Here is a 26,250-nt window from a genome sequence, read left to right as displayed (position 1 = left end):
ATTAGGCTGTTGATTTGTGCTCCAGGCTCTTCGCTTTCCCCAGGCGGCTCGGGAAGCCTCCTCGGCGCTAAGAGATGAGCGGGGTCTCCCCTGTCCCGTCCTCCTGCAGGACATTGATTTACATCCTCGAATCTGCCCACGCACGAAGAAAATGCGATAGCATTTTCGAGGAGTCTCGCGCCTTCCGCACAAATCAACATAGCTCTAAAATCAACAGTTTCCTTTAACACAGCCTATTCAATAAATCTTCCTACTTCATTGCCTCATTTTATTAAGAACATAAAATAATTGTGGTTAATGCTCCCCTTTCATTATTTATTTTGATTTCTAAGTGATTCTCTATCAATGGATTGGGGAGGTTTTTCAAACCATCCATGATCAATTAAGAGTTTTGCACCTTCCACAGCATAGGTCCCTACTCTAAGAATATAACCTTCATAATTGACCGTTAAATCCTTTCGTAATGATGCTGCAATGGCAAGTCCAAAATCTCCAATACCAATGGCACTTTGTACATTCGTATGATATAACATTAACTTATCGGAAAACGGTGGGTCAGTGCTATTTGTAATAGTAGAATCCCATGTAGAGGGGTAAGAATTATCGTCTTCCTTTAGTTTTATCATAAAATCTTCCACCATTTTCTTTCCTAAGTCATATCCTTCTTTAAAGTAATCGCTAATTTTTTTGGACTGAGCGACTTGACTAAATCCTAAAAGCATGGTTTTCGCGACATTTGCCACTTCGATATTAACACCTAAATGGGCAATTTCTACTCCCAGGAGCGGTCGGCGATGACCTACTAGACCACCAAGGAATTTTTTCTCAGTTACATACTCAACTTTATCAGGATAAGAAATATAAGGAGCTCGGATAAAAATCCCTTTTTCCTGCATTAATTCTACATTATGGTCATACAACGTTTCTGTTTGATTTGAAAACTGTTTGAATAAATTACGGACATCTTTACGGGCAGAAACTGACTTAGCCAAACTGAAGGAATTCAATCCCGTTCTCCCCATATGAAGCAAGTATCGCAAATATGTTACATCGGAAAAGAGTTTCTTTGCTTGCAAATTCACATCCTGGTCTCCAAATCCATTAGGAAGAGGAATACCTTCTTCTGTAAATAAATCCGATATTTGAGCCACATGTTCTAACGAATAACTAAGAGCAAGTTTAATAATAGGTATAACATCCTGATCTTCGCAAGTATGTAAAAAATGTTTTAGAACACAAGTAGACATGGTGTCACCAATATAGGTACTCCATAACATCGAAATTTCAGCAGATGTTATTTTGGGTGAGTGTTCTACCATAAATTTTCAACCCCATCACATATTTTTTTTATTATTGCCGTAAATATGGCTTGTAATGTATTAAAAGAGAAAAGGAGTTGTTTAAACACACTCCTGATTCATATAATTTAAGTATTCTGCCCTCTTAGCACAATAAGAAGAAGCTGCCAATTAGACAGCTCCTTCTTCGCTAAAGCACCCTGTAGTTTAAGTATATTTCTTCACAATTTTTGTGTCTACATCTTAACATCAAGGTATTTGTTACTAGTGCAATAATTCCCCAACGTAAAAAATAGAAGGTTGAGAAAAAACCAAACGACACTCGTGAATAAATATAGTAAGCTAACAACATCCCTAAAAAAAATGTTATTACTTAAATATCGCTATGGTATTACAGCTTACTTCACTATCGAACCGGTTAATAATGTTAACTACTTGCTATTTTTAAGTAATGAGTAGACGTATGTATCGTGTGCTACACCATTTTGATACATATAGTCCCTCAAAACTCCCTCTTTTTGAAAACCAATTTTAAGTAGCAAATTGTTAGATGCTTCATTATCAATAAATACAACAGCACCTATGCGAGTTAAATTCATAAGATTAAAGCCATATGAAAGAACTTTAGATACTGCTTCCGAAGTATATCCTTTCCTCCAATGCTCTGGATGGATTTCGTACCCTATTTCTGCTCGTTTATGTTTAGGCATCCAAGCATTAAAGCCAATTGTTCCAATTATACCTTTGGTTCCTTTTCTTTCAATCCCCCAGCGTATGCCTTTTTTTTCATTGTAATTTTTTGAAAAAAAATCAACAAATTTCTCTGCTTGTTCTATACTCTCTAATGTTTCTTGTCCATAAAAACGTGTTACCTCGTCGTTAGAAAAACAATCGAAAATGCCTTCTGCATCTTCTTTTTTTATTTCTCTTAATACTAGCCTGTCTGTCTCTAATATAGGAAACATTTAATCTCCCCCTTTTTTTATTTCAACAACTAACTATTCTTTTTAAACGGTAAAAATCCCTTTATAAACTGAATTCCTTATTGCACAAAACTGCACCTTATATACAGTATCAGCAACAAAACCTTCGTATGGTGCACCTTTTATCTTTGTTTATATATATCCACGATAAAGGATTAAGTTCTTATCTTGGAACCTCTAGGTGTATTTGTAAATAAAAAATGCTGGATATATTGGAGCATGTTTATTGATTAAAATAAAAGCCAAAATATGCAAGTTGTGCATAAAAACTTGCATGTATTTAGGCTTATTAATTTTATCCGTTACTGTGTTAAAGCACCAATTAGTTCAATAAGCGAGATGAATTAGGTGCAAAAAGTGACCTTCATTATTAACGCCTTATTCCTCATAATTTGTAATTAGAGGTGAAGCATATTGATTAATAAATAATATGTAAACAGGATACAGAATGACAGACCCATAAATCAGAAGGTTAAATCTCGGAAAAAGTGTTATTCCTGCATTAATAGGAAAAACAACAGGGAAAAAGGAGAAAAAAAGAATAAAATATGGTGCCCACAAAACGAGTGACAAATAGCTGTATTTTCTACCTATAGTCCATTTTTTTGTTAAGTAAATGAATAAAATTGTCCAAAGTAAAAGTCCAATAACATTAATAGCAGCAATTACTAAGTAAACATTATCCCATTCCCAGCCAGTTAACGTAGAAATATGAGATACATTTATTATGAGTTCGATTGCTATAAACAACGCTATAGCGTATAAGGCACAAATAGTATTTAACTTTATAAAAAACTTCATCATATACCTCCTTACTTAAGAAACAACAACACCTCTGAGTTAAGTTTCTTATTTAATTATAATCATTCTTAAAGTAATCTGCCCGGTAGTACAAAAAGAAAAAAGACCGCCGCAGCGATCATTTTCTTTAAACTCTTATACCCTAGAGTTTAACAAACAATGGGGGAATTGGTAACTATTATTCATTTATTTCATAAGAAAAAAGCAAAACGCTGCAATTAATAAATTTGGTAGTCCTATTAACAATATAGAATTAGTTTGTGAAAATCTTTGTTTTCTATCTTCTTTTGATTCAGATTGTAAATTTCTTCCTAACCTATCCCCATCCAAGAACGCTCCAGATAACAAAGCACCTAATATCAGTGAGATAATTCCGACAGCCCCTGTGATTTTATATAATAAAGTGTGATTGCTTGAAAACATTGAAATTAGAAAAGCGATCACCACGATACTAAGTCCAATAATTAATTTCTTCATAATTAGCACACCCTTATGGGTTTTTTGTTAAATTCCAATTAGTTACATTTTTAATTATAACATTTTCAGAATTTTATAAATACAAAATTCCCTCTTAACTTTTTTACATAACCTGCTTCGATAGTTCATTAAGAAAAAAGCAAACTAGATTGCAACCAGATATTTAAGGAAGACAACCAGTAGTTAAGTACAATTCTTCAAATTTTTGCTGCAAATGGATTCCATTTCAGAATTGAGGGTATTAAAAGTACAGCTGTAATTACATATAATAGAGATTCAACTAAATTAGAAGTCTCCTTACTAGCCATACATCCAAGGGTCGACAGTGAATTACTTGGAAATATTAGAGCGGAAAAAATTGGCGAATATATAATATTCTTCAATTTAAATAACAAAGAAAGAAACAAGAATAATTTTCTTACAGCAAAAGCCATTGATAATGATATTCTATTTCCAGGTGAAATATTTTCTTTTAATAAAGTGGTTGGAAAAAGAACAGCAGGAAAAGGATATATGCCTGCTACCGTAATCGTTAATGGGGAACTTTCAGAAGACTTTGGCGGTGGGATTTGTCAAGTATCCTCTACCCTATTTAATGCAGTTGATAATGCAGGTTTAAAAGTTGTTTAGCGTTATTCACACAGTAGGGAGGTTTCATACGTTCCATCAAAGAGGGATGCCACCGTTAGTTGGGATGGACCTGATTTAATCTTTAAAAATGAATACAATCAGCCTATACTCATTCTTGCAGAACCATTAGAAAACAAAATAAAAATTGAAATTTACTCTTCTGATGTAATCACATTTACACCTAAGGAAGTTCCGTACCTTCCCTATGAACAACATCCCCCTAAGTAAAGATATACTTTGGGGATTTATCGTTTCCATAATGAAGGGGCTAGGGTTTTTCTTCTTTAATTAACTGCTTCGTTAGCTCAAAAAAAGGCTGCTTTTTTGGCAGCCAGATCTTTAAGGAAAGCACGCGTTTGCTTAACAAATAGATTCATTATTTATACATGAAACTTAATACTTCTTTTAAGTTTTTCTCAGGTTCTACAATTCTTGGAAAATGCCCACTTTTTTTGAAAATATCTTTCTGTCTATTTTTCAATTTCATAACTCTATCTTTTTGCTTTGAGCAAATGACAGGATCATAGTTACCATGTAATAGTCGCTACCTCTAACTTAATGGTTGGTGGGAACCATGTGGAACGTAAAACGGTGGTACCTTAATCCATCCGCGTTTTCGCATTAAATGTTTTAACCTAGAAGCGAAGGCAAATTTTTCCGCTTGAAACTGAATAAACATTAATCCAACATCTGTACGAATTGACTCGGAAGCAGCACCAGCAGCACGCATAATTAAACTAACGATTTTTAAAGATAATTCGTTTGCAATCACATCATCCGTTAATTTAACTCCAAGAGGAATACTGTTAGGGTCTGATTTTGGCATATCTTCAGGGGCAGGAGGTAATGTAATTCCTTCCTTAATCATGAAATCATGAAGTCTTTCCCTTTGACTGGTCCCTAGTTTCATATCTTCTTCAAGTATTGCTTTTAGTTCATCATCCGATGTGGTATTTATACCTGCTTGAACAGATACTTTGGCTAATTCAAGTCCAGCTAAGTAAATCCAGCATGCCATTACTTCTCCGACATGAAGAGGTTGGTCATCATCTTGAGTTGTCAGTGATTTCATGGCATCCATGATTGTTTCTATTATATTTTCCATGCGACTCCCTCCTGATCTGGTAGTAAACTATACATATTCTTTGTATGATAAGATTTTTTATTCAGGGGGTACCGCCATCATTTTGGTATTTTTGTACACTAAGCAAATTACAAAGGCATATTATCTTGGGTAATTGTCTAATTTCTTGAAATCATTTATCAGGTAAATCTTATTAACCTGCTTCGTTAGCGTAATAAGGATTATTTCCTTAGTTGCTTATCAAGAAGAGATTTAAAGGTGTTTTGTGTATTAGGATTGTTTATAAGTCTTTTAGTTAGAAAGGTACTTTGCAAAAACTTCCTTACTGGCTTATTTACGAAGAACAAACGATGATACTTTTCATCATCGTATAACTTATTAAACCAGTTATTTTTTCTTAATTCTTCAATATGATTATCTATTTTCTTTGTATTTAATGAGTCATCTTGTCCGATACTTCCAAGCAGTCCTGCAATAATCTCAAATATCATAAAATCGTCTCCTTTAGAAGATATATTCAATAGTATAATTTCCCCTAAAAGTTAGACCAAATGCCCCACCCTTATTCAACTATCTTGCCCTTTTAGATTAAAAAGGAAAGGAGTTGCCGCAGCATCTCCTATAAGGGGGGAGGCTCCTGTTTTTCTTAAGAAACACCATTGCATAATTTATTACTTAACTGAAAAAAATATATTATTACTATTTTTTTGGAGGTGTAATGAAAATGGCATATGAGAAGGGGCTCGCTCAATCAGAAAAAGCTTATAACCAGTTCACTGAGATCAGTTCTTTATTTGCAAAAACAGTAACGGAAGAATTTCTCTTTACATGGCAATGGTGGTTTGGTCTCGCACTATTTATTGTTCCATGGATTGTTTGGTTTAGGCTCAGGAAGAAAGATAGCACGGGACGTCTCCTTTTAGGCGGCTTATTGACTATTATATTATCACTTACAATCGATCTTGTTGCCTTATCTTTAGGGCTCTGGTCATACCCAATGGTAATCATCCCTCTAGCACCTTTTCTATTTTTACCCTATCACTTTTCTTTAGCACCGGTTGCGGTAATGTTAGCTCTACAAATAAAACCAAAAATGAATACCTTGTTAAAGGGTATCTTATTTTCTACAATTGCGGCATTTGGAGGAATGAATTTCTTTAATGCAATCGACTTTTACAACCCTAAGAATTGGTCCACTGTATATGATTTTATTATTTTTTTAACTCTTTACTATGCAGCTTATTCGGTAACAAAGATTGAGAGCTATGAGTATCCCCATAGATAAATCTAGGGGTTTCGAAAGAATAGTCTTAAAAAGCACCATTGTCTTTACGTGGGCTACCACAAGTCCCGCTAGTACATCAGGCCGAAGCCTTCAGCTTTGCATGTCTATTTTTTATGATGATTTTTTGTGGAGCTTGAAGGAATTGATTTTTTTCAAGTCCTTCAAAGGCATTCTTTACATGTTTTCGAACGATATTAAAGGCGCCATTTACATCTGCATGGATTAGAACTTTTGAGCCCTTAATTTTGTAAAAAGCCCTAGTGCTTCGATACCCACTAAAAATAGTTTGGTGTTCTTCTCCGTATGTCGGTATGGGGTCATGGTTCAAGAAACTGGACTTGGAAGTGTAGCTTTCGTCCCTATCAATGACTTGAACACCTTTTCGCTCGGCTTTGTATCGAATCATTTCTATGAAAGTCGTATATGGAATTTGGATGAAGGTCTGTTTATTTGCTTTTTGCATATCAGCCTCCAATTTCCAGCCTACATTCCTTCCGATGATAATGGTATCGATGTTTCTTTCTAGAGCAATTTCCACTACTTTTGCGCTAGCTTTATGCAAAAAATCCATGACTCGATTATTTCTTTTCCGATGTAACGATATCATTCGGTTAGTAGTAAATATCCCTTCTTTTGGACCTTTACCATTTCGAATAATACTCATGTATTTGCCCTTTAATTTGTTATAGTATTGATTGATTGATTTTAACCTTGTGCCCTTGATAAGCAGAGGCTTTAGCCCTGTGTTATCGACGATAGTTGCCAAGTTATTAACGCCCAAATCAATACCCATTACTCGTTTAGGTTCAAATACCAATTCATTAAATTGCTTTTCAGTGCGATGGATTTCCCTGCCTTGTGTACCTTTAAAAATGACTTCCACTACATAATGGCCATAGGAAGGGACAATTCGAACCTGTTGCAGTTTTCCCTCGGATCGGGCCACCTTCCCTAAGTTTAACTGCAGATGGGTTCCAGGTAATTTAAGAACATTTCCTTCTTTGATTGTTGCTATTTGATTGGTTAAATAACAAGTGGTTCTTCCATTTTTCTGTTTATATTTTGGAATCTTTGGCTTACCGGAAAAGCTCGCAGGATTGATATTATATTTCTTAGAGGCTTCAAAGAAACTTTTCCAATCATCATATACTTTTTTCATTGTTTGTTGATTGGATTGGGAGGGCATAGAAGTGTAATCTACTTGTTTCATTACTTTAAATAAGGCTTCTACAAAGCCATATCCAATAAATGACTTTTCATGATGGGGCATCTCAAATGGCTTCAACTTTACATCAATTAATTTGCCGCTTTTATCTACTTTCTTAGGTTTTATCTTTGCTATTTCATAGCTTTTCTGACGAATCTCATTCATTTTAGGTAAATTTGTTTCAATATCCCTTAGAACATGAAGTTGATTTTCATTTCTCGTTTCTTTTTTTAGCGCCGTGTAAACCTGTCTAATATAGTAATTGGTTAAGTTGTACAAATTTTTCGCTTTAAAACATAGAAAATCACAGTAATCGAACAATTTATGGTCTGGATGTATTTGTATTTTATAGGCACTATACATTACGTTCACCTCCCTCGGAAGGAACATACGTTCTATCCTTACTTTTATTATACCAATAGTTTTATAGAAAGTATAGCAAGAGCTCTGACTTTATCCCAAATAAATACAGCTTATATCCCCATGTCTAAAGCTAGGGGTTTTACGCTGCTTTTTGATAAATAAGTTCATATAACTAATTCCCCATTTTAAGGAAGCATATTTTGCTTCTTATAAACAACGAATGTAGAAACAATACAAAAATAATACTTGGTAAGTTTAGAGGCATCGGTAATAAACAATGCCTCTTATGTGCTTTTCATTTTGCTAAAACTACACATCATCTTTTAAAAGTTATAAAGTCAACATTAATTGGTTCAAGGTCTGCTATTCTTAGAAGTTGATTAATCTGTCCTCGATGGTACTGACCATGAAGAGCAACATGAGTTAAGATTTCCCTGATGGAATTATGAAACTCTGTACCTTTACTATTTTTATAGGACACTAATTGATCAAGTTCACTATTGGCTAGATTTGAAAGAAATCCTGTAAAATTATGATTATTTTGCTTAACCAGTTCAACACACGTATCTAAACCGACTTCTTCCCAAATCGGTAATTGTGAACTATCGTTTCCTTTTATTCTAGTAAACCAAACGTTTTCCGCATGCAGAATATGGGAGAATAGATTATTCGCCTGTTTGTTCTCCACTGCACCGTTTTGTAAGGTTTCAAGAATTCGTTGATTTGCCCAATGTACATGCTTAAACATCGATTGGATTGTTTCCAAAAAAACACCATCCCTTATCTAAAATGTATTGGCGTAAAATAATTAATACCTCAAATGATAGATTAGCTGGACAACGCCTGATGAGAAGGATTTGGTGTCAACCAATTTTAAATTTACTCTCTCTTTTAAATCAATAAACAACGGTTTTCCTTCTCCCAAAACAACAGGATGAACAGATAGTCTAAATTCATCCACAAGCCCTAATTTAATAAAAGTAGTAATAAGACTTGCTCCACCATATAGCCAGATGTCTTTACCAGGCTTATTCTTTAATGTATTGACTTCTTCAAGTATCTGATCATTGATAAATATAGCTTTATCATTTGTCCCCTTTTGCGTTCTGGAAAAAACATATTTTTGTTTACTATGTACTATATCCCACAATTCTTTTTCCGTTTCCGTCACTTCTGTTTCTGGAGTATATGTACCCCATAACTCATAGCTCTTTCTTCCATATAAAATGGTATCAATTTGATGTAGGAAATCAATGAACCCCATGTCCGGATCCATTATGCACCAATCTACTTCTCCATTTTTTCCTTCAATAAAACCATCTAACGTAACAGCTAAATCTAATATTATTTTTCTGGGCTTTACCTCTATCGACATCGTTCGGCCTCCTATTCGTTATTTAAATATTGCATCTTAAGTTTATTGAGATTTTATGTAAATGCATTCAACATAGGCATTAATTGAAATAGTAAGAGATTTTAATTTAGGATAATTAGAAGTGTTAATAAACGGGAATTAAAAATCATTCCCAATAAAAAACAAAGGAATGATTTTTTGTAATTAGATTTTTCATTCTCCTTTTACTCCATATGAAGGAGCAACAGGTGGAAAACTACCCTTACCTTATAATCTTCTGCCATAGGAAAGTATACCTCCATAGTTTCTTTAATTCATCAAGAGGATTATCACTATAGTCCACTCTTAAGTCAACATAAGGAAATGGTTCATCTGTAAATATGAGAAGACCCATCGAACGCTCTTGGTCCATCTCACCACCCATTTGAAAATCTTTTTCTTTGTTCTAAGGATTATTCATTATACCTAAAGGTTAAGGAAGACATGGAAAAGGGAAATAGCAATCATCCCTCCTTGTCCAAATTTGGTATTTCTCTTACAATAATTCGTGCCCCTTCTGCCCTCATCACTTTTACTTTGGATCCTTTGCCAATATATCCACCTTCGCTTACAGCGTCTAGCCTTTCGTCTTCAATGACTATGGTACCAGATGGACGCAGCACTGTTAACGTATACCCCACCAGTCCGATTAATTCTAAACGGCTTTTATTAGCGATATAACCGCTTTCTATATTCGTGGATTCTGTTAAAATGAGCTTTTTAAAGAGTTGCATTTTTTTACCAAAGACCTTAATCATTAAAATAGATACCAAGATGGAAACAACAATGGCCATAAGCAGGGATATTCCCATATGAACCACGTTATCTGCTGCCAAAAATAAACTGGAAATAATTGCTGCAAAACCAAGGATTCCTACAATACCACCCGATATAAAAAACTCCAATAATATCAGGACAATCCCGATAATAAATAGAATAAGGGTTTCATATCCCGTAAGTCCCGCGACGAGATGTCCATAAAAAAACAGCAGCAATGCTGAAATTCCGGTAAACCCGAAAACACCGAAACCTGGTGAGAATAATTCCAATACGAGACCAACGATGCCAATCGTTAGTAAAATCGAATAAACAAATGGATTTGTGATAAAGCGGGCAATTTTTTCTGCCATGCTTAGTTCAAGAGGTCGTACATCCGCTTCGGTATATCCGAGTATTTCAAGCAGTTCATCAAGATTGCTAACAATTCCTTCAGCGTATTTAACCTCTACAGCCTGTTCGGAGGTTAATGTTAATAATTTCCCTTTTTCGGCTCCATACTCTGGTAAATCAACATTTTCATCGGCCATCGCCAGGGCATAAATTGGATCCCGGTCGGCATGCATTGCCGCGTTTTTCATTTCGGCAAACCAATAGGATTCCGCTTTCTTTCCAGCTGTATTACCATTCTGGTCAATGATAGCAGCCGCTCCCATCGTTGCTCCTTTTACCATGTAGATTTCATCCATATTTAATGAAATATAGGCACCAGCGGATAACGCTCGGTTATTAATAAAAGCTACTGTCTTGATATTCGTGGAAGTAAGCAGCTTGCCAATATCTGCAGCAGCATCAACTGCTCCTCCAGGGGTATTAATCTCAAAAATAATAACGTCCGCATTTTCATTCTCAGCGGTTTCAACGGCTCTTTTCAAAAAGGCGTGCAATCCCTTTTCAACTGTTTTTTCAATCTGTACAACATAGACAACTTCCCCTTTCGCGGAACTGTCCACTGGGAGCAGCATAAGCATAAAGCCAAATATCAATAAAAAACAAGCAATGATCCGAAGTCGATTCACTCCTTTTCGCTCCCTTCTTGAAGTGTCCATATTAAAACGATTACTCCCATAAGCTCCTTTTCTTACTATACAGGACATGCCCTGCTATATAGAAGCAACTAACAGGGCACTACCATTTATTTATTTTACTGGTTTAATTGATTAATCTGTATATCCCATCAACAAACGTGCATAGGGGGAATCGGAGGGAAGGACGATAACCGTCTCATCATTAATCGTCTTTTTATAAGATTCTAAAGTCCGGAACATGGAATAAAAGGATGGATCTCTTGAGAACGCCTGATTATAGATTCTTGCTGCTTCAGCTTCCCCATCAGCACGAATCAATTCTGCTTCAGCTTTAGCTTTTGCTAACAATTCCTTCACTTCGCGATCAGTATCAGCCTCAATTCTATTTTTTTCTGCATCACCCATTGACAAATATTCCTGTGCTTTAGATTCTCGTTCAGAAATCATTCTCGTGAATACGGACTGTTCATTCTCCGAAGGAAGATCAGTCCGCTTCATCCTGACGTCAGTAACCACAATCCCATAATGATCTTTTCCGAGAAGATCATTCACCTTTTCAGTAATCCGATCATTTAAAGAACCACGTGAAGATTTTTCATCATTAATGATTTCATCATAGTTTAGCTGCCCAAGCTCTGAACGTACGACGGAGTAAATAAATTCCTCCATTCGGGATTCCGCCTTTTCAACGGTTCTAGCATTGGTGATCATCTTTTTCGGATCTTCAATTCTCCAAATCGCATAGTTATCGATGAGCATCCGTTTCTTATCCTTGGTGTTAATCTCAGCTTCATTCACATCATATGTCATTTGATATTTTGGTAGAGTCGTGACACTTTGAATGAACGGAACTTTATAAGTTAAACCAGGGGTTTTCACAATTCGAACCACTTCACCAAACTGCCGAATAACTTTATATTCACCTTCTTTAACCACAATGAGGTTGGAAAGGAATACTCCTAAGAGGACAAGTATGATGACTAAAAAGATGCTTATTTTTGTGTAGTTTCGCCAGTTGAATCCTTTTGGGCCACGACCATCTATGTTGACTACATTATCATTAGTCATTTTTTTCACTTCCTTCCCCATTTGTCTTTGGTTTTTCGTTTTCCAAAGGTCGAATTGGGAAATATTTTAACGTATTTCCATCATCGTTCATAATATAGATTTCAGCATTAGGGAGAACTTGTTCAAGTGTTTCCAAAATGAGCCTTTGACGAGTAATGTCAGGATTTGTAGCATATTCATCATAGAGCTTATTGAATACGGCAACATCCCCTCTTGCCGTTTCAATCCTTGCTGCTTTATCACCTAGGGATGTTGAATTGAGGGCTGCCACTTCCCCCTTGGCTTCATTGGTCCGTTTGTTTCGATATTTCCCTGCTTCATTAATCTTTGTATTCATCGTTTCACGGGCATCTGTTACATTTGTAAATGCCTTTCTTACCTCTTCATTGGGCAGTTCCACATCTTGAAGCTTGACAGCAAGTATCGAAATCCCGATATCGTATTTTTCTACCAAAGTAGATAATAAATCCCGGACCTCTGCTTCGATTTCAGCCTTACCAGAAGTTAAAGCGTCATCAATTTTCGAACTGCCAATAATACTTCTTAAAGATGCAGATGTAGAATTATACAATATTTCTTCTGGCTTCTCAGCATTAAATAAATATTTGGCTGGGTCGGTTATTTTCCACTGGACCACTAAGTCAGCTAAAACGATGTTTTCATCACCAGTAATCATTTTCGTTTCCTCTGGAAACTCTTTCACTTTCCCATCTTTCTCTTCATAACCGAATTGCAAACTAAAGGTTTCTTTAGATAACGTTTCCACGGATTGAATTGGCCATGGAAGCTTAAAGTGTAAACCAGGTTCGTTTATCCCTTCTTCAACATTACCAAAGGTAATAATAACGGCTTGCTCACTTTCGTCAACAGTATACCAAGTGGTGAAACCGACAATAACGAGGATGGCACCTAATAAAACAAGTCCAACAGTTTTATAGATTCTATTTAAATTCCCCATGCTGTCTTCCCCTCTTTCTATAAGGCTATAGCTTTATTACGGCTATATTACAAAAAAGTTTCAATATTCAATAAATTAAAGGCAAAGAGGACCAAAGGGACGGTTCTCATGGTTTCGCGGGGGGCCCAGGGGACTGTAAGAAGCCACTAAAAAAATCCATATAAAAAAATAAAGAAGTAAATTCACTACTACATGCAGGTAATCTGACTTCTTTTTTTCTGTTTATGGAGACATATATTTTCATCAAGTAAATATTAAATATCTTAAAAATTAATTCTATTATTTAGCAGTCATTCCACCGTCTGCAATAATTTCGGAACCGGTTGAGAAACTCAAACCATTGCCGGCTATATATAATACTAGTTTTGTAATTTCTTCCTGTTTTGCAATTCATTTCATCGGTGTGGATTGTGCAATGGAATCAGGATCAGTTATATTACACAAAAAATTGTCTGTTGCGGTTGGTGCACCATCACAGATGGCGACGGCTTCTTCATAAGACATTGCTGCCGGTTTAATTGCCAGAGGGGTGTTTTCGTGCAGACATTTGTATTCAGCTTGGGCACCAAACGTCTTAGCACTTAGCCCGAAAACTTGGTCGCCTACTTTATATCGTGTTACCTTTTTGCCAACGGCATCAATTATGCCTGAGAGCTCCGTACCAAATATCGGATTCTTCGGTCTTCTAACCCCGTAAACAAGCTTAACGATGGTAGAACCCTTTCGAAAGGTACAGTCCGATGGTCCGGAAGAAGCCGCGTATATTTTAATCCGGACTTCATGATCTTTAGGGACTGGCGTTTCTATCTCTTGAAGCTGAAAAACATCCGGAGTTCCATAATTTGTGCATATCATGGCCCTCATATCGTCGCTTTCCTTTTACTTTTTGCAGTAAGGGATATGATCGCATTTTCGTTAAATCCTTTTACGATGAGCCATACTGCTAAAATCATTTCATTCGCAGCTACGGGCACAGCCAAAATAGCCCCCCAAAAAGAGATTTGAGGAAATACACCAAACATTACGAACAAGGAACAAATGAAAACACCAGTGGCTCCTGTCATACCTAGAATTGATATAAATCTGGGAACAAGCCTGGTTTTATAAAATATATAACTGTACATCACCGTATTGATACCAAGCATGAAAAGTGGACCAAGCATGAATGTCCAGTCATGTATTGCTTTTAGGGTTATGCCTGAAGAGTGAAAAGATGAAGGATCTGGGGCTCCTGCTGCTACAAATTCCTGGCTTAAGGTTAAGAGGGACAATACACTGATGACACCAACTGTAATAATGATTGCTTCAAGAAACCTGAAGCAAACATGCCAAAGGGCGATACTTTCATTATACTGTCTTAACAATGGAAACATGGTAGTTGCGGTTCCAACCGCCGAAACGACTAGAATTAATTCCATTACTGCTCCTACTATCACTTGGTTGGCGTGTTCGGAACCTTTTAGTAAATAATCGGGACCGTTTAAGATAGGATCGTATAAATTTAGACCTATCACCGCTGTAACAGCAGCAAGTATAAACAGTACCCCCACAATTTTTGCAGCTTTTCTGTTTGAATTCATTTTTAATCCCCTCACTTAATAAATTCAAAAACGGTTAAGCAAATGATCTTTCTTACTGCTTTGTATCATCCCCATAAAAGAATACATCTTCCAATGGTAAGTTAAAGGCATGCGCGATGCGAAAAGCGAGTTCCAGTGATGGGGAGTAGTTTCCCTTTTCGAGAGCTACGATGGTTTGTCTAGTTACTCCCACCTTGTCAGCCAACTGCTGCTGTGTCATTTCATCATGGTTGAATCGTAATTTTCGGATGTGATTGCCGACAAGATTTTTACCCATTCTTACACTCCTCTCCGATAGTGATAAAGTTTTGTAACCGAGCCGGTGACATCTGAAATGAAACCTGCAGAAATCAGAATAATGAACATCACATGTGACGGTTGATAGAAGACCAGCGATCCCATTGCAAAAAGAAAACCGACGACAAACACAAAAAATGAATTTCGGAACGCTTTCAAGTCAATTATCTTATCTAATTCATCCGCAAATGCTGGTTCTTTTTCATTGGTAGTCATTCTAAATACAATGTTGAAAATAATGCTGATTATGATATGTGCGACGATTGAAAACAAAGTCAGGTATAGGACGAAGGAACCCCAATAATGAAGTACCTCGCTCGACTCCACACCCTCTCCCGGGTACCGCGGGTACATGAACAAACAATACGAGACGAAAATGAGAATAGCACTAAATACCGAAACGATACTTTTCTTTTCTTGATAAGTCATGATTCACCTCTCCGTGTATGATTATTTTTACAAGAAGTTAAACTTGTTATACTAAATGTAAAGCAAACTATACATAAAGTAAAGTGTATTTTACAAAAATAGGCATTAAAAAAATATAAAAATGACCGACATACATATGTCCGGTCTAGCAAAAACGGTACCCATCAAACAAAAAGAGCTCATAGTCATGAGCTCTTACACTTAATTTTTTGTTTACTCCAGAAACATGACTTTTCCTATCTATAGTGTATTGGGCAACACGAGGGTGGGTGAGCTCCCCTCTACATGACAGTACTTTTGTTTGTATATTCTTGCGGATTGCTAACCGGTTTCCCTTCTGAGCCTTCAAATTGACGGCCCCACCCTGTTATGATTGAGAACAATAGATCCAAGAACGATACCATGCAATAAATGATACCGCTGACAAAACGGGCACATCCCATTATTTAATGAAATGTCCCCGTTTATTTGCTAGATTGTTTTGAACCACAATCCCTATTTCTTTATATTCATCAACGCACGATAAGCATTAGCTTCCCCTGATCCAAACAAGGCATCTTGACCTGGTTTTCCGAAGTCAATAGCTGTTTGTTTAATAATGGCTGATATTTGAGAAGGCTTTAAATCAGGGTTTGCTGCTTTAATGACACCCGCAATCCCGGCAACTTGAGGAGCGGCCATCGATGTTCCTGCATTATAAGCATAAGGCATACCTAAGTAGGTTGGCCATGTACTAAAGATTAAGTTAGTAAAATCAGCCGTATCTGGATCAAAGGTTTCGGCATATTTTGCACCAAAGTCTCCTCCAGGAGCAGCTACATCAATCGCACTGTTTCCATAATTGGAGAAAAAGGCAAGTTCCTGTTTGGACCATTTGTTCGAAGCAGATACATTTATCACTCCTGGCATTTGTGCCGGTACCACCGTTGTCGGTCCTTGGAGTGAGATTCCGAATGGTTCATAAAGTGTGTTTAAGTAATTAGTAACCTCATTCTTATCATCCAAGTTCAAGCTTTCATTCCCGCTTCCCCCTACTACGGTAACATTGTTCTTCAAGGCGTACTGGATCGCGCGCTTCCACAATAACGTATCTGCTGTTGTTTTATAGGTTTCTCCCTCGATAATTGTTTTCGAAGTATGATAGAGTCTAAGAGACATATTAATAACGTCTACATCATCATTCGCAGCTGCAACAATGCCATCAATGATAAAGGATGGCAGAGTGAGAGCTAGTTCCGAAAAGAATACACGATAGGTACGGATCCCTAGGTCCGGTCCTACCCCTTTGATATTCCCATCGGCAGCAATGATTCCAGACACATGTGTTCCATGTCCATTTCGATCTCTGATATCATTTGGGTCTCCGGTTTCCGTTTCATCCATTCCTGCAGGGACCAAATTCCGTCCACCAAGAAGATTCTTCTGCAAATCTGGATGAGTTGGGTCAATTCCTGTATCAATAACCCCTACCACCGCTTTATGTACAGTTTCTCCCTCATCATTTACATATCCGCCGGTTTCAATTTCATACGATTTCCCATTATTCGTTACTCTTTGTATGTCCCATTGCGCATCCCATAGACTTCCTTGCTCATCGATGGCAGTTGTTTGTGCCAGTTTGGAAATCGTTGTCGGTTGGTTTAATGCAAGTGGCACTTCTTTACTGGCAACCTCAATGGATGGCACTTTTTTTAGATTTCGCAGAAATGCAGGATCCTCAGACTGTGCTTGGATTCCTCCCACTTCTGGGAGTGCTTTTACTACTCGGCCTCCTGCTTTCTTGATTACTTCTTCATAATCCTTTGGCAGTTCGTTTTTAAATGCAATCACGTACAGATTTTCCCCTGCTGTTTTTGTTCCTTGAATTTCAACAGCTAGGCTGTCTGTCGTAGCCCCCGCCACAAATCCGAACCCTAATGTCACAGAAAGCAAGGTTTTTACTAAAACTTTCTTCATGGTCCCCCTCCTTTGATTATGGAAATTATCACCATTTTAATTTTAATATAAACTACATTTTTATACCATTTTTGAAAACCAACTTTACAAAAGATTAATAATTCAATAGGGTGATATTATAATAGAAAATAGGAATTTTAATGAAATTATAAATTGAAAAATACTGAATGAGTGGGCACTGTCTGGCGCTTTTCTTGTCAGTTGCCACTCATTCAACTTTTTAATTCTATTACAAAAAGAGCTCACATGAATGAGCTCTTTTTGTTAACTTCATTACCATGACTTTTTCCACGCTTTTAGAGTGTATGTGGCACCACATGAGGCTGGTGACTACCCCTCTACATGACAGCACTTTGGTTGGCAGGTTCTTGCGGATTGCTAATCGGTTTCCCTTCTGAGCCTTCAAATTGGCTTCCCCACCCCGTTATGACCGAGAATAATAGAACCAAGAACAGTACCATACAATAAATCATTCCGCTGCTGACTTGAGTTAGTGATAGCGGCGCAGTTAAGGATGCGATTGGTGACTTTTTCAAGCGCACCCGCACCGTTTAGGACACCCATGATACCGTAAACGGAAATGACCAACCAGCGTGACCGTTGCCATCATACTGCTTATATCGCCCGTTAGGAATCCTGCCGGTGCGCCATCTGCAACGGAAATGACATGATCAAAAGTTAGGAGGTTAAATGCTAATATTGCTTTATCATCTGTACCCTTTTGCGTTCTGGAAATCACATAATTTTGTTTACTATGTACTAAATCCCACAATTCTCTTTCAGTTTCCGTCACTTCTGTTTCTGGAGTATATTGCCTCATAACTCATAGCTCTTTCTTCCATGAATAACAACATTAATAAAATGAGGGTATTCGGGGTTACTTTATATCTGAAGCCTATATAATGATAACTATTAATTTATCTTATAATTGATAAAGTCCTTCTAATTCGTGTAACCGAAACACACTCTTATTATTCAACCGATAGAACTTACCGATTTTTTCAGGGGCTATGTAAACGATTAAGGGTTATCCCGTATTCAAACAACGCAAATAAAACAGCAGCACCTTCTGGTACGATAAACTATTAATAATGAAAAAAAGCGCCTTCTACCGAGTAGAAAGCACTTGTTATTATGGCATATTCTCGTGTTATGGTATGTCCTATATAACGTACAAAAGTACCGGTGGTCTGTGTTTAGCACCTCTGTTTTATATGTTAGTCTATGGATAGTGTATCATTCAACAAGCTTATCCTCAATAAAATGCATCCGCTTCAGGACCCTTCCTTCCTTACTTTTATCATAAACATTGTACTCTTTTTGTGGTTCAGCATCTGACCAAATGATCGATGCAATGAGATCATGTTTATGATGTTCCATCCGATCGGTATTCATGTAACTTTCATCTGGCTGCCAGTCTCTTGGCAAATCGTCACTTTCCCTATAGAAGGACATATAAAAAAACCTATTTTTTCCTTCTATTACGTTCATTTCACCTTCAACTGGATGATTCTTAAGGTATTTTTCAACTAATTCTTTCATATCTTTTAAATCTTTTGGTGGATTCAGAATCATGTAATGCTTTCGAAGAGACACCACTTCTTCATCCTTTTTACCAATAACTTGTTCTGTATTGGCAATTTCGAAAATCTTTGTTTCCCCGCTTGATTCCTCATTCTTTGTACATCCAATTATGTAGAATGAAAGGAAGACTGTACCAATAATCAAAACTAGAATTTTTAAATTAACTTTAATTGCTCAATTCCCCCTCGAACGGTATATCCATTTCCATTAAACTAACAAAGGGTTTATATTCGCCATCATAATCTTCATGGTGCTGTAAGACAAACCATGCACGAAATCCTGCTAAGTTAACATACATTTTCTCCACGTCTGGCTGATCTAACCCAAAATGATCATATAAACGAACATGCATAACACCTTCAAAGTGATTGTTCTCTACTGAAAAATCTTTTACGGATATCGTATTCCCCCATGTATCATTTACGGTAATTGTAAGTCCGCCTATTCTATCACCCCAGCTGCTAAACGTCGGGTAAGAAGCATTATCCTGTATATTTTGATAAAATGTATTCGTTGCTTTTGTACTATTATCAAACCGAAGTGCTGCCAAATTTCCTCCATTTTTCTTTAGCTCATCAACTAAAGCATTTTTGACATAGTCAACATAGGCTTTTGTTGTCTCATGCTCACTAGCTTTTTTAGTTAAAGTCTGATTACTATAATCTGCACCAGTTCCCTCCTCAAAATGATCAATCATATCTAAGATCACATCTTCCATTTCACCCGTAGAAAATAAGTCTGTTGACATCATCTCGAACTCATCAAATAGTATACCTGGGAAATGTGATTCAAGTAATTGAAGATGGAACATCCAGCTAATGTCCGTCATTTCATCTCCTGTAAAATCATCCGTTTTCATATCGTTCGCTACATTTCCATTTTCATCATAGCCTTCTGGTCTATCTGATTGAAATATGACTAAATTGGATAAATCAGAGGTCAATGGTCTTGGATCCTCATTATCAAAAATTCCATCTCCATCACTATCTTTTTGGTCAGGAAAACTGGTTGGAAAGAATCCTTCAAAATGAATCGTGATGCCAAAAAACTCAAACTTGAATGTTCTGAGTGGACCCAATTCTTGCCCATCGGATAATCCATCTCCGTCAGTATCTTTCATGCCAGGATTCGTGTAGATGATTCCGTATGGTGTTTTCATTCCTTCTATTTCATAAGTATCGGATAAGCCATCCCCATCTGAATCTAGCTCTCCATCACCTGGATCATTTCTATTAACATCAAGCTTATTGGAGGAGTCCGTTTCCTTATTCCAAAGCTCCAGCCATTTTTTCTTATCAACAATCATATATTCACTAAACTGAGTAGTTTCTATACTGATTGTATTCTTACTTGTATCTAACACAGAGGTAAGGCTTTCAAACATTTCCTTCTCATCATTATACCAAATGACGCCTAAATCTTGTTCCGATGTGTCCCCAAGCTGTGCTTCATCATAAGTAAAGATAATGCTTGCTTTATCAAATTCTGATTGAGTATTGATCCTTACAGGAGAACCAATGAGACCGTATAAATTAGCTGTTTTCATATTGCCTTTGTTTGTTGTAATTCTAGTCGTTTTATTCACATTATTCGTTGCATTAAAACTAACTTCTACACTAGTAATCTCTGATTTTTCCGGCTGATTAAATGATTTACGAATAGATTGTTTATGGAGCTCTTGTGAATCCGGGGTCTCGTCATTATCACTGTCTGCAACATTCGGATTTGTCTTTAAAGCAAATTCATCTCCATCACTTAATCCATCGCTATCTGTATCATCCTTATTAGGTAATGAATCAAACTGTTGTACTTCAAATCCATCAGTTAAACTATCTTGGTCGGAATCTTTCTTAATCAAAGTTGTTTGATAAACCTGCTCATCTTTATTAATCAGGCCGTCTCCATCGCTATCTTCATCTGCGTCACTTATGCCATTATGATCTGTATCATATTTTGTTGGGGAAATAGATGATTTAATCTCATATTCAATATTGTCCTTTAATCCATCCCCATCTGTATCCATTTTAAATGGATTCATTCCCTCTTGGTATTCTATTCCATCTGTTATGGTGTCACCGTCTGTTTCAGAGGTAGATTCAAAGAATTCTGTGTTAAATGTATAGCCTGCTTTTTCAAGTCCGAATAACACTTGTTTAAATGCATTTTGATAGGACTTTGCTGCAGGGATACCTAGATCTTTTTCTAGAAATTCATTAGCTTTTTCAGACATTTTCACAGCGTTATCCAAATGAGCTTTTATTTTATTTCCATTGTGATCCGATTGATCAGAGATATCTTTTAAGATGCCGATAGCATTTTTGTTGACAATTTTATCCGATAGATAAAAATTAAAGAGTATATCTGCCAGTAATACTTCAGTTGGTTCATTAAAATCGTTATTTGATGCATAGCCCCATAGATATATTGTTAACTTATGTTTGATATTCAAGAGCAGATCACTTTTAAGAACCACCTCTTTTATATACTCCTCTTGAACTGCTTGTTCATATTGGTTAATCAATTGTTCAAACATTTCAAGTTCATTCATTTCTGTTTGATTAAAGTCTCCGGTCTTATCAATTTCCACAATCAGTTTATCTCGTGTATTAGAATCTAACTTAGCATTCTTATCTTTTATGACTGTTACGAAACGCTTTAATTCATTTATTGCAACCTTCTCATAGATTAATCCATCTCTGGTATCCTCATAGAATTCATATTCACTTAACCACTGTTTTACATTTTCCTCACTAGAAATCTTTTGTTGTCCTTGATTAGCATCGTTATTACCCTCGGCCACCACTGTTTGCCCAATTCCGCCGAAAACAATGGCAGAGCTCAAAAAAATATTCACCATACTTTTTACTTTATTTTTCAACATGGAAATCTCCTTTATTAAATACTCATTTAACCTATAAAAATATAACTATATTGAGAGAAGCTGCATGCATTTACTATGGTGGTTACTTATAAAACTTAATTGGTTTAATGATTGAAGCATACGGTGTAGTGGGGCCCATCCGAAGAAAAAATGTCAAAATCCTTGATATTATGGCATTAAACCACCTCCCTCTATAAATATTAATCTATCAACGGTTTTCCACGTTGGAGTGGTGTCAAAAAATATTTTTCGACACCTGATCAACAGTATTTAATAAATCTGTGAAACTATTACAGTAGCTATGTATGCTACGCCAATGCCATCGGATAAACTTGGTTTGTGGTGGGTGGATCAGTATGTGATGCACAATATATCTCTGCGCAGCTTATGGTGAAGTACCCTCACATGTCTCTTTGCCTACATTCCTTAGTTCGGTTTAGTCATAATGCAAAGGCTAGCGGTGCTCCTTTAGGAACTCTAGCTCGGATGGTGAAAATAGCGCAAGCTTCTCCGTGTCATCCTATTGTCTTACTGCTTATTAAATGGGTGATGGCGTAGGTGAATCGTCCATCTTAAATAAGTCGAGCTATTCGGTCATGTTTAATTGGCAGATTATCGTCTAGCTCCTTTGATCTTTTGACGTTCAAAGGATGAACCATAGCCAATAATTAACTTATTTTTATTTTAATTTGTTTAGTTTGTGATTATAAGGTAAAGATTTCCTATATTGTATAATTTTATATAGTCCTCAGATTACCATTTTCTATGAAAATTATCATAGTAAAAAATGTATCCGCCATTTAAAAAGGCACCTGTGTCACTTGTCGAATTTAGTCACCTCCGTCAAGTAATGTGGTTGACCCTCTTATAAGCATCCCCTGTATGTATCATGATGGAAGGTTCATAATGGAAGCTTCATAATGGATGTGGGGCCAATCGAATTCAAGAACAAATCGGATTCTAATAATATTTTCAACTATTAAAAAGACAGTTTTTGGCTTGCAATAATGAAAAAGAAGATAGAACACATCTGGGAAGAGTGTTTTATCTTCTTTTATTAAATATTGTTTTTATTTTGTTTATAAAGCAAATCTGCTTGTACGATATAGCTTTTGGGTGCATTTCCTACGTAATAAAAAGGATAACAGGTAGTAAGGGTCAGAGTGGGAGTTTGTTTTTCTACAATAACTGTCTGGTCCTCGGCATCCGTAATCCATATCTTTGATATCTTATATGTATAAATGGAATCTGCATATTCTAGCCTAAGGGTTTCGCTTTCCTTCAACTCTTTTAATCGATAAAATACGGTATCACGATGACCACTTAGTACTGTATGCCCGCCTCCGTCAGGGGCTGTTGTGAATGGACTTACATACATGCCCACTCCCCTTTTTAAGGTTTCTTTATCCGCTCCCCAATAGACGGAATACTTTTGCTCTATTTTTGGGACCAGTAAAAAAGCTACTTTCTCACCCTACACTCGTTTGTACTCGCATCACATTTCTTTGTTTTTTCCCTAGAAACCTCTCTTTTTGGATAAAATCAATTAACTGAACCTACGGTATCACAATTCTTAACCATTTTTGAAAACTCATCGATTTCCACCCTTGCTACTTTTGATTTCATCTTATAATGGTTTATTTTCTCCCATTTTTTTATTTGTACCCGAATGGTTATTCCTTGAAAATGTCCATCTATAAAATATAGATTCATCCTTACTACTATTGTCCGTTAGAGTTTTATTCTTTTTATATAAATAAAATCCCTTTTGTGAGACAATTTCATCATGTACTACACAAAAGAGATTATTTTGGACTCTTATTTTTGAATCATTTCATTTGAGTTTAATTCTTTTAGCATGAGACCGGAATACGTTTTACAAAATTGCATTAATGTATCCACGACTACATCTGAAGCATACTCCATAAAGTTGCTCATAAAGTCCATGTTATTCGGTTGCAGGAAAGTTCCAATAAAATCAATGACCATGTCGTTAACGAGCTTGCTATCACTGTAAACCAATTCACCATGAGCTACTTGCTCTTCAATAGTTGAACCCTTGCAGACAAGTTCCTTAAACCGAGGCATATTTTCAACAAAGAAATTAGTCTCGTTTACTAGTTTAGGAACCTCTAACATGGCTTGTTGAAAGCTTTCTTGGGTCATAAACTTTTCTTCTTCTACACAGAACTTTAATAAAGAAATTGCACGATTGGTGTTTTCGAATAGATAGGTTACGTTTCTTAAGAGCGACTCTAGGTATGCTTCCGGTGATCCTGCGTCATGTCTCATTTCGTCTAATACTTGTCTTAGTCTGCTGGAAAGCTCATCTTTTTTCCAATGGGGCTGCTTAATTACAGCACCCAAAACCCCTGCGGTATGTTTGTTTAACAATTCTTTTGACACTATTTTTCTCTCCTAAATCATCATATAGTTATGCTTTTACTTTTCGGTGTATTAACTATGTATTCTACTTATTTATTATATACAGTGAGCCCATCTTTAGCAGTTACTATTTGTAGAAATCGTGCCGCATTGGCTTTTTTGATAAATAGTAAGCATGTCTTTATGAAAACTTTTTTAACTCCATCTCCCTGTAAAATTATTTATATTTATATAATAATTCGACAATATCCTATACGTTTCCTTTTTTGGTCCAAAATTTCAGGTCAGTTTACCTATATTTAATAGTTTTAAAAAAACTGTATCTCTCATGAATACTAATGTTGCTCATAAAGTTTTCTTAAGCCAGTATTTTCAAACTTTGGCAGCTTTACAACTATTGCTTCTAGCTTTTCAAAGTCAGTTTCCTTGTTTAAATCTAACCAGGCAACTTTGTATTTTTCAGAATCCGACTTTACAGTAGGTCCAACTTTTTTCTCTAGATAGGACTCAAATTCGCTTCCTTCAATTGCATTAATTGAAAACTTATATTTCCTATCTCCATTGTGAAACATGGAGCCAATTGCAAACTCCTTGTAAAATCAGGAAGTGTAGCTAGTTAATGTTTGATAAGACAGATGAGAATTAGGACTAATATCAACTAAGAATTTCACCTTGTTCGTTCTAGGCATGATAGGACTCCCCTTTGTGTGATGTTAAGATAATACTTTCGACATATCTCTATTGAAATCCCCTTTTGTATGGAATATTTTTCACCTCTAATACTTGCTTGGAATCTTTTTTGAGTATATATCCCTGTAAATTGGTTCATGATGATCCGTCTATAGGCATTAAATGGTGAGCAATATGTAAATTGCTAGACAAATTTGAAAGCGGTGGATTGGAAGTGGATTTGATTAGGTGTGGATTTATCAATTAAGATCTAAAAATCCACATGTCACCTATTTAGGACTAGAAGATGCTGATGATGAAATTTAATACGAGGTTGAGAGTAAGATTGTAAATAAAATAACCAGTATCCTTGAAAGTAATGGGTACACGGATATTTTTTATGATTCCTTCCTTGATAACTCCTACTTCTTTGTAGTCTATTTAGATGCTTTCAAGAAATACGGATAGACATAAAAGATGAGGGAATTGAGGTATTTGACATATACATAGGTAGCTATGTCCTCAGCCTTCTTTTTTTCGATATCAGCAAACCTACTTAATTCCAGGAGGTAGTTGTCTAGAGTAATAGAACTTAATCCTACTAGTCTTTTGGCCGATATGAACAACTGTATTTTATCCTCAAGATCAGGATGTACCTCACCTAACTCAACTCTTTGAATATAATACTCTGATAGAACAGTAGACAATTTATTCTTTGTATTTTCCACTTCAATATTAGGATACAAATCTTTTAAAGCTGCACTAAATCTGATAATATTTGCTCTCCTAAGTTCATAAAAATCGACTCTCCTTAGTTTTTATTTGTAAACTAAGGATTACCTATTCAAATGCCAAAAATACATTAATAGTATAGGATAGTTTCGTATCTTGACAGGGATTTTAGTGTTTATACAAAAAGAAAGACGATTACGCAAAGCATAATCGTCTCTTAATGAGTGTGTATTGCATAGTATCCTTGTACTGCGCAGCTGGAAAGTTGTTCTTCTTAAAGATAAGCACCCTACAGATCAAAAAGAGATAGTGGGTTAATCCTTTACATCTTCCTTGCATATTTCACTAACTAGCACCCATAACGCTTTGTTTTCTTTATTTTTCG

The 26,250-nt window shown here is 36.1% G+C and carries 27 protein-coding genes and 2 pseudogenes; 2 read left to right on the top strand and 27 right to left on the bottom strand.

Annotated elements, in window-relative coordinates; translation table 11 throughout:
- Window positions 1-311: 311 nt before the first annotated feature.
- From QNH48_RS15330 to QNH48_RS15315, 4 genes are all read right to left on the bottom strand, one after another.
- Window positions 312-1,319, bottom strand: a complete 1,008-nt coding sequence (locus QNH48_RS15330) for a DUF3231 family protein (protein WP_283950958.1) — start codon at window positions 1,317-1,319, stop codon at window positions 312-314.
- Window positions 1,320-1,729: 410 nt separating this feature from the next.
- Complete coding sequence (locus QNH48_RS15325) at window positions 1,730-2,263, bottom strand: GNAT family N-acetyltransferase (RefSeq protein WP_283950957.1); 534 nt, start codon at window positions 2,261-2,263, stop codon at window positions 1,730-1,732.
- A 396-nt stretch (window positions 2,264-2,659) separates the two neighbouring features.
- Window positions 2,660-3,085, bottom strand: coding sequence for a hypothetical protein (locus QNH48_RS15320; protein WP_283950956.1), 426 nt, complete (start codon window positions 3,083-3,085; stop codon window positions 2,660-2,662).
- A 183-nt stretch (window positions 3,086-3,268) separates the two neighbouring features.
- Window positions 3,269-3,559, bottom strand: a complete 291-nt coding sequence (locus tag QNH48_RS15315) for a DUF5316 domain-containing protein (protein WP_283950955.1) — start codon at window positions 3,557-3,559, stop codon at window positions 3,269-3,271.
- A gap of 192 nt (window positions 3,560-3,751) precedes the next feature.
- Here QNH48_RS15315 and QNH48_RS15310 point away from each other — a divergent pair.
- Window positions 3,752-4,417, top strand: a pseudogene (locus QNH48_RS15310) (VanW family protein).
- Window positions 4,418-4,739: 322 nt separating this feature from the next.
- Here the strand turns inward: QNH48_RS15310 and QNH48_RS15305 are convergent.
- Both QNH48_RS15305 and QNH48_RS15300 read right to left on the bottom strand, forming a co-directional pair.
- Window positions 4,740-5,294 carry a DUF3231 family protein gene (locus tag QNH48_RS15305; protein WP_283950954.1) on the bottom strand — a complete coding sequence of 185 codons (555 nt, stop codon included), beginning with the start codon at window positions 5,292-5,294 and terminating at the stop codon, window positions 4,740-4,742.
- A gap of 200 nt (window positions 5,295-5,494) precedes the next feature.
- A complete protein-coding gene (locus QNH48_RS15300) occupies window positions 5,495-5,764 on the bottom strand; it encodes a hypothetical protein (RefSeq protein WP_283950953.1) in 270 nt (89 codons plus the stop codon).
- A 233-nt stretch (window positions 5,765-5,997) separates the two neighbouring features.
- Between QNH48_RS15300 and QNH48_RS15295 the strand changes: the two genes are divergently transcribed.
- The gene (locus tag QNH48_RS15295; protein ID WP_283950952.1) at window positions 5,998-6,558 is read left to right on the top strand and encodes a CBO0543 family protein; all 561 of its coding nucleotides are present in this window, start codon (window positions 5,998-6,000) and stop codon (window positions 6,556-6,558) included.
- 76 nt (window positions 6,559-6,634) lie between these two features.
- On the opposite strand, the gene QNH48_RS15290 is transcribed toward QNH48_RS15295, so the two are convergent.
- The 21 genes and pseudogenes from QNH48_RS15290 to QNH48_RS15190 form a co-directional block, all read right to left on the bottom strand.
- The gene (locus QNH48_RS15290; protein WP_283950951.1) at window positions 6,635-8,128 is read right to left on the bottom strand and encodes an RNA-guided endonuclease InsQ/TnpB family protein; all 1,494 of its coding nucleotides are present in this window, start codon (window positions 8,126-8,128) and stop codon (window positions 6,635-6,637) included.
- 316 nt (window positions 8,129-8,444) lie between these two features.
- Window positions 8,445-8,894, bottom strand: coding sequence for a DinB family protein (locus QNH48_RS15285; RefSeq protein WP_283950950.1), 450 nt, complete (start codon window positions 8,892-8,894; stop codon window positions 8,445-8,447).
- A 42-nt stretch (window positions 8,895-8,936) separates the two neighbouring features.
- A complete protein-coding gene (locus tag QNH48_RS15280) occupies window positions 8,937-9,503 on the bottom strand; it encodes a dihydrofolate reductase family protein (protein ID WP_283950949.1) in 567 nt (188 codons plus the stop codon).
- A gap of 241 nt (window positions 9,504-9,744) precedes the next feature.
- On the bottom strand, window positions 9,745-9,906 hold the full coding sequence (locus QNH48_RS15275; protein ID WP_283950948.1) for a DUF1028 domain-containing protein: 162 nt from the start codon (window positions 9,904-9,906) through the stop codon (window positions 9,745-9,747).
- Between the two features lie 79 nt (window positions 9,907-9,985).
- Window positions 9,986-11,317, bottom strand: a complete 1,332-nt coding sequence (locus tag QNH48_RS15270; RefSeq protein WP_481858419.1) for an NfeD family protein — start codon at window positions 11,315-11,317, stop codon at window positions 9,986-9,988.
- Between the two features lie 141 nt (window positions 11,318-11,458).
- A complete protein-coding gene (gene hflC / locus QNH48_RS15265; protein WP_283950947.1) occupies window positions 11,459-12,394 on the bottom strand; it encodes a protease modulator HflC in 936 nt (311 codons plus the stop codon).
- The gene (hflK, locus tag QNH48_RS15260; RefSeq protein WP_283950946.1) at window positions 12,387-13,352 is read right to left on the bottom strand and encodes an FtsH protease activity modulator HflK; all 966 of its coding nucleotides are present in this window, start codon (window positions 13,350-13,352) and stop codon (window positions 12,387-12,389) included. Before hflK ends, hflC begins: the two co-directional genes overlap by 8 nt.
- Window positions 13,353-13,742: 390 nt before the next feature.
- Window positions 13,743-14,216, bottom strand: a complete 474-nt coding sequence (locus QNH48_RS15255; RefSeq protein ID WP_283950945.1) for an alcohol dehydrogenase catalytic domain-containing protein — start codon at window positions 14,214-14,216, stop codon at window positions 13,743-13,745.
- A complete protein-coding gene (locus tag QNH48_RS15250) occupies window positions 14,213-14,932 on the bottom strand; it encodes a DUF4386 domain-containing protein (protein ID WP_283950944.1) in 720 nt (239 codons plus the stop codon). The genes QNH48_RS15255 and QNH48_RS15250 overlap by 4 nt, the downstream gene beginning before the upstream one ends.
- Window positions 14,933-14,984: 52 nt before the next feature.
- Window positions 14,985-15,209, bottom strand: coding sequence for a helix-turn-helix transcriptional regulator (locus QNH48_RS15245; protein ID WP_283950943.1), 225 nt, complete (start codon window positions 15,207-15,209; stop codon window positions 14,985-14,987).
- Window positions 15,210-15,211: 2 nt separating this feature from the next.
- Complete coding sequence (locus QNH48_RS15240; protein WP_283950942.1) at window positions 15,212-15,658, bottom strand: hypothetical protein; 447 nt, start codon at window positions 15,656-15,658, stop codon at window positions 15,212-15,214.
- Between the two features lie 495 nt (window positions 15,659-16,153).
- Window positions 16,154-17,614 carry a S8 family serine peptidase gene (locus tag QNH48_RS15235; protein ID WP_283950941.1) on the bottom strand — a complete coding sequence of 487 codons (1,461 nt, stop codon included), beginning with the start codon at window positions 17,612-17,614 and terminating at the stop codon, window positions 16,154-16,156.
- 338 nt (window positions 17,615-17,952) lie between these two features.
- Window positions 17,953-18,150, bottom strand: coding sequence for a hypothetical protein (locus tag QNH48_RS15230; protein WP_283950940.1), 198 nt, complete (start codon window positions 18,148-18,150; stop codon window positions 17,953-17,955).
- Window positions 18,147-18,434, bottom strand: a complete 288-nt coding sequence (locus QNH48_RS15225; RefSeq protein ID WP_283950939.1) for a hypothetical protein — start codon at window positions 18,432-18,434, stop codon at window positions 18,147-18,149. The genes QNH48_RS15230 and QNH48_RS15225 overlap by 4 nt, the downstream gene beginning before the upstream one ends.
- A gap of 416 nt (window positions 18,435-18,850) precedes the next feature.
- Complete coding sequence (locus tag QNH48_RS15220) at window positions 18,851-19,342, bottom strand: hypothetical protein (protein ID WP_283950938.1); 492 nt, start codon at window positions 19,340-19,342, stop codon at window positions 18,851-18,853.
- A 22-nt stretch (window positions 19,343-19,364) separates the two neighbouring features.
- The gene (locus QNH48_RS15215; protein WP_283950937.1) at window positions 19,365-22,079 is read right to left on the bottom strand and encodes a DUF3289 family protein; all 2,715 of its coding nucleotides are present in this window, start codon (window positions 22,077-22,079) and stop codon (window positions 19,365-19,367) included.
- Window positions 22,080-23,136: 1,057 nt separating this feature from the next.
- A pseudogene (locus QNH48_RS15210) lies at window positions 23,137-23,553 on the bottom strand (class D sortase); the annotation flags it as partial.
- A 68-nt stretch (window positions 23,554-23,621) separates the two neighbouring features.
- On the bottom strand, window positions 23,622-23,792 hold the full coding sequence (locus tag QNH48_RS15205; protein ID WP_283950936.1) for a hypothetical protein: 171 nt from the start codon (window positions 23,790-23,792) through the stop codon (window positions 23,622-23,624).
- A gap of 105 nt (window positions 23,793-23,897) precedes the next feature.
- Window positions 23,898-24,485, bottom strand: coding sequence for a hypothetical protein (locus tag QNH48_RS15200; RefSeq protein ID WP_283950935.1), 588 nt, complete (start codon window positions 24,483-24,485; stop codon window positions 23,898-23,900).
- 314 nt (window positions 24,486-24,799) lie between these two features.
- Window positions 24,800-25,036, bottom strand: a complete 237-nt coding sequence (locus tag QNH48_RS15195; RefSeq protein ID WP_283950934.1) for a hypothetical protein — start codon at window positions 25,034-25,036, stop codon at window positions 24,800-24,802.
- A 534-nt stretch (window positions 25,037-25,570) separates the two neighbouring features.
- The gene (locus tag QNH48_RS15190; RefSeq protein ID WP_283950933.1) at window positions 25,571-25,879 is read right to left on the bottom strand and encodes a hypothetical protein; all 309 of its coding nucleotides are present in this window, start codon (window positions 25,877-25,879) and stop codon (window positions 25,571-25,573) included.
- Between the last annotated feature and the right edge of the window lie 371 nt (window positions 25,880-26,250).

The organism is Neobacillus sp. YX16, assembly GCF_030123505.1.
Taxonomy (GTDB): domain Bacteria; phylum Bacillota; class Bacilli; order Bacillales; family Cytobacillaceae; genus Neobacillus.
The sequence above is the reverse complement of the archived record's forward strand: the minus strand, read 5'-3'. Positions and strand labels throughout refer to the sequence as shown.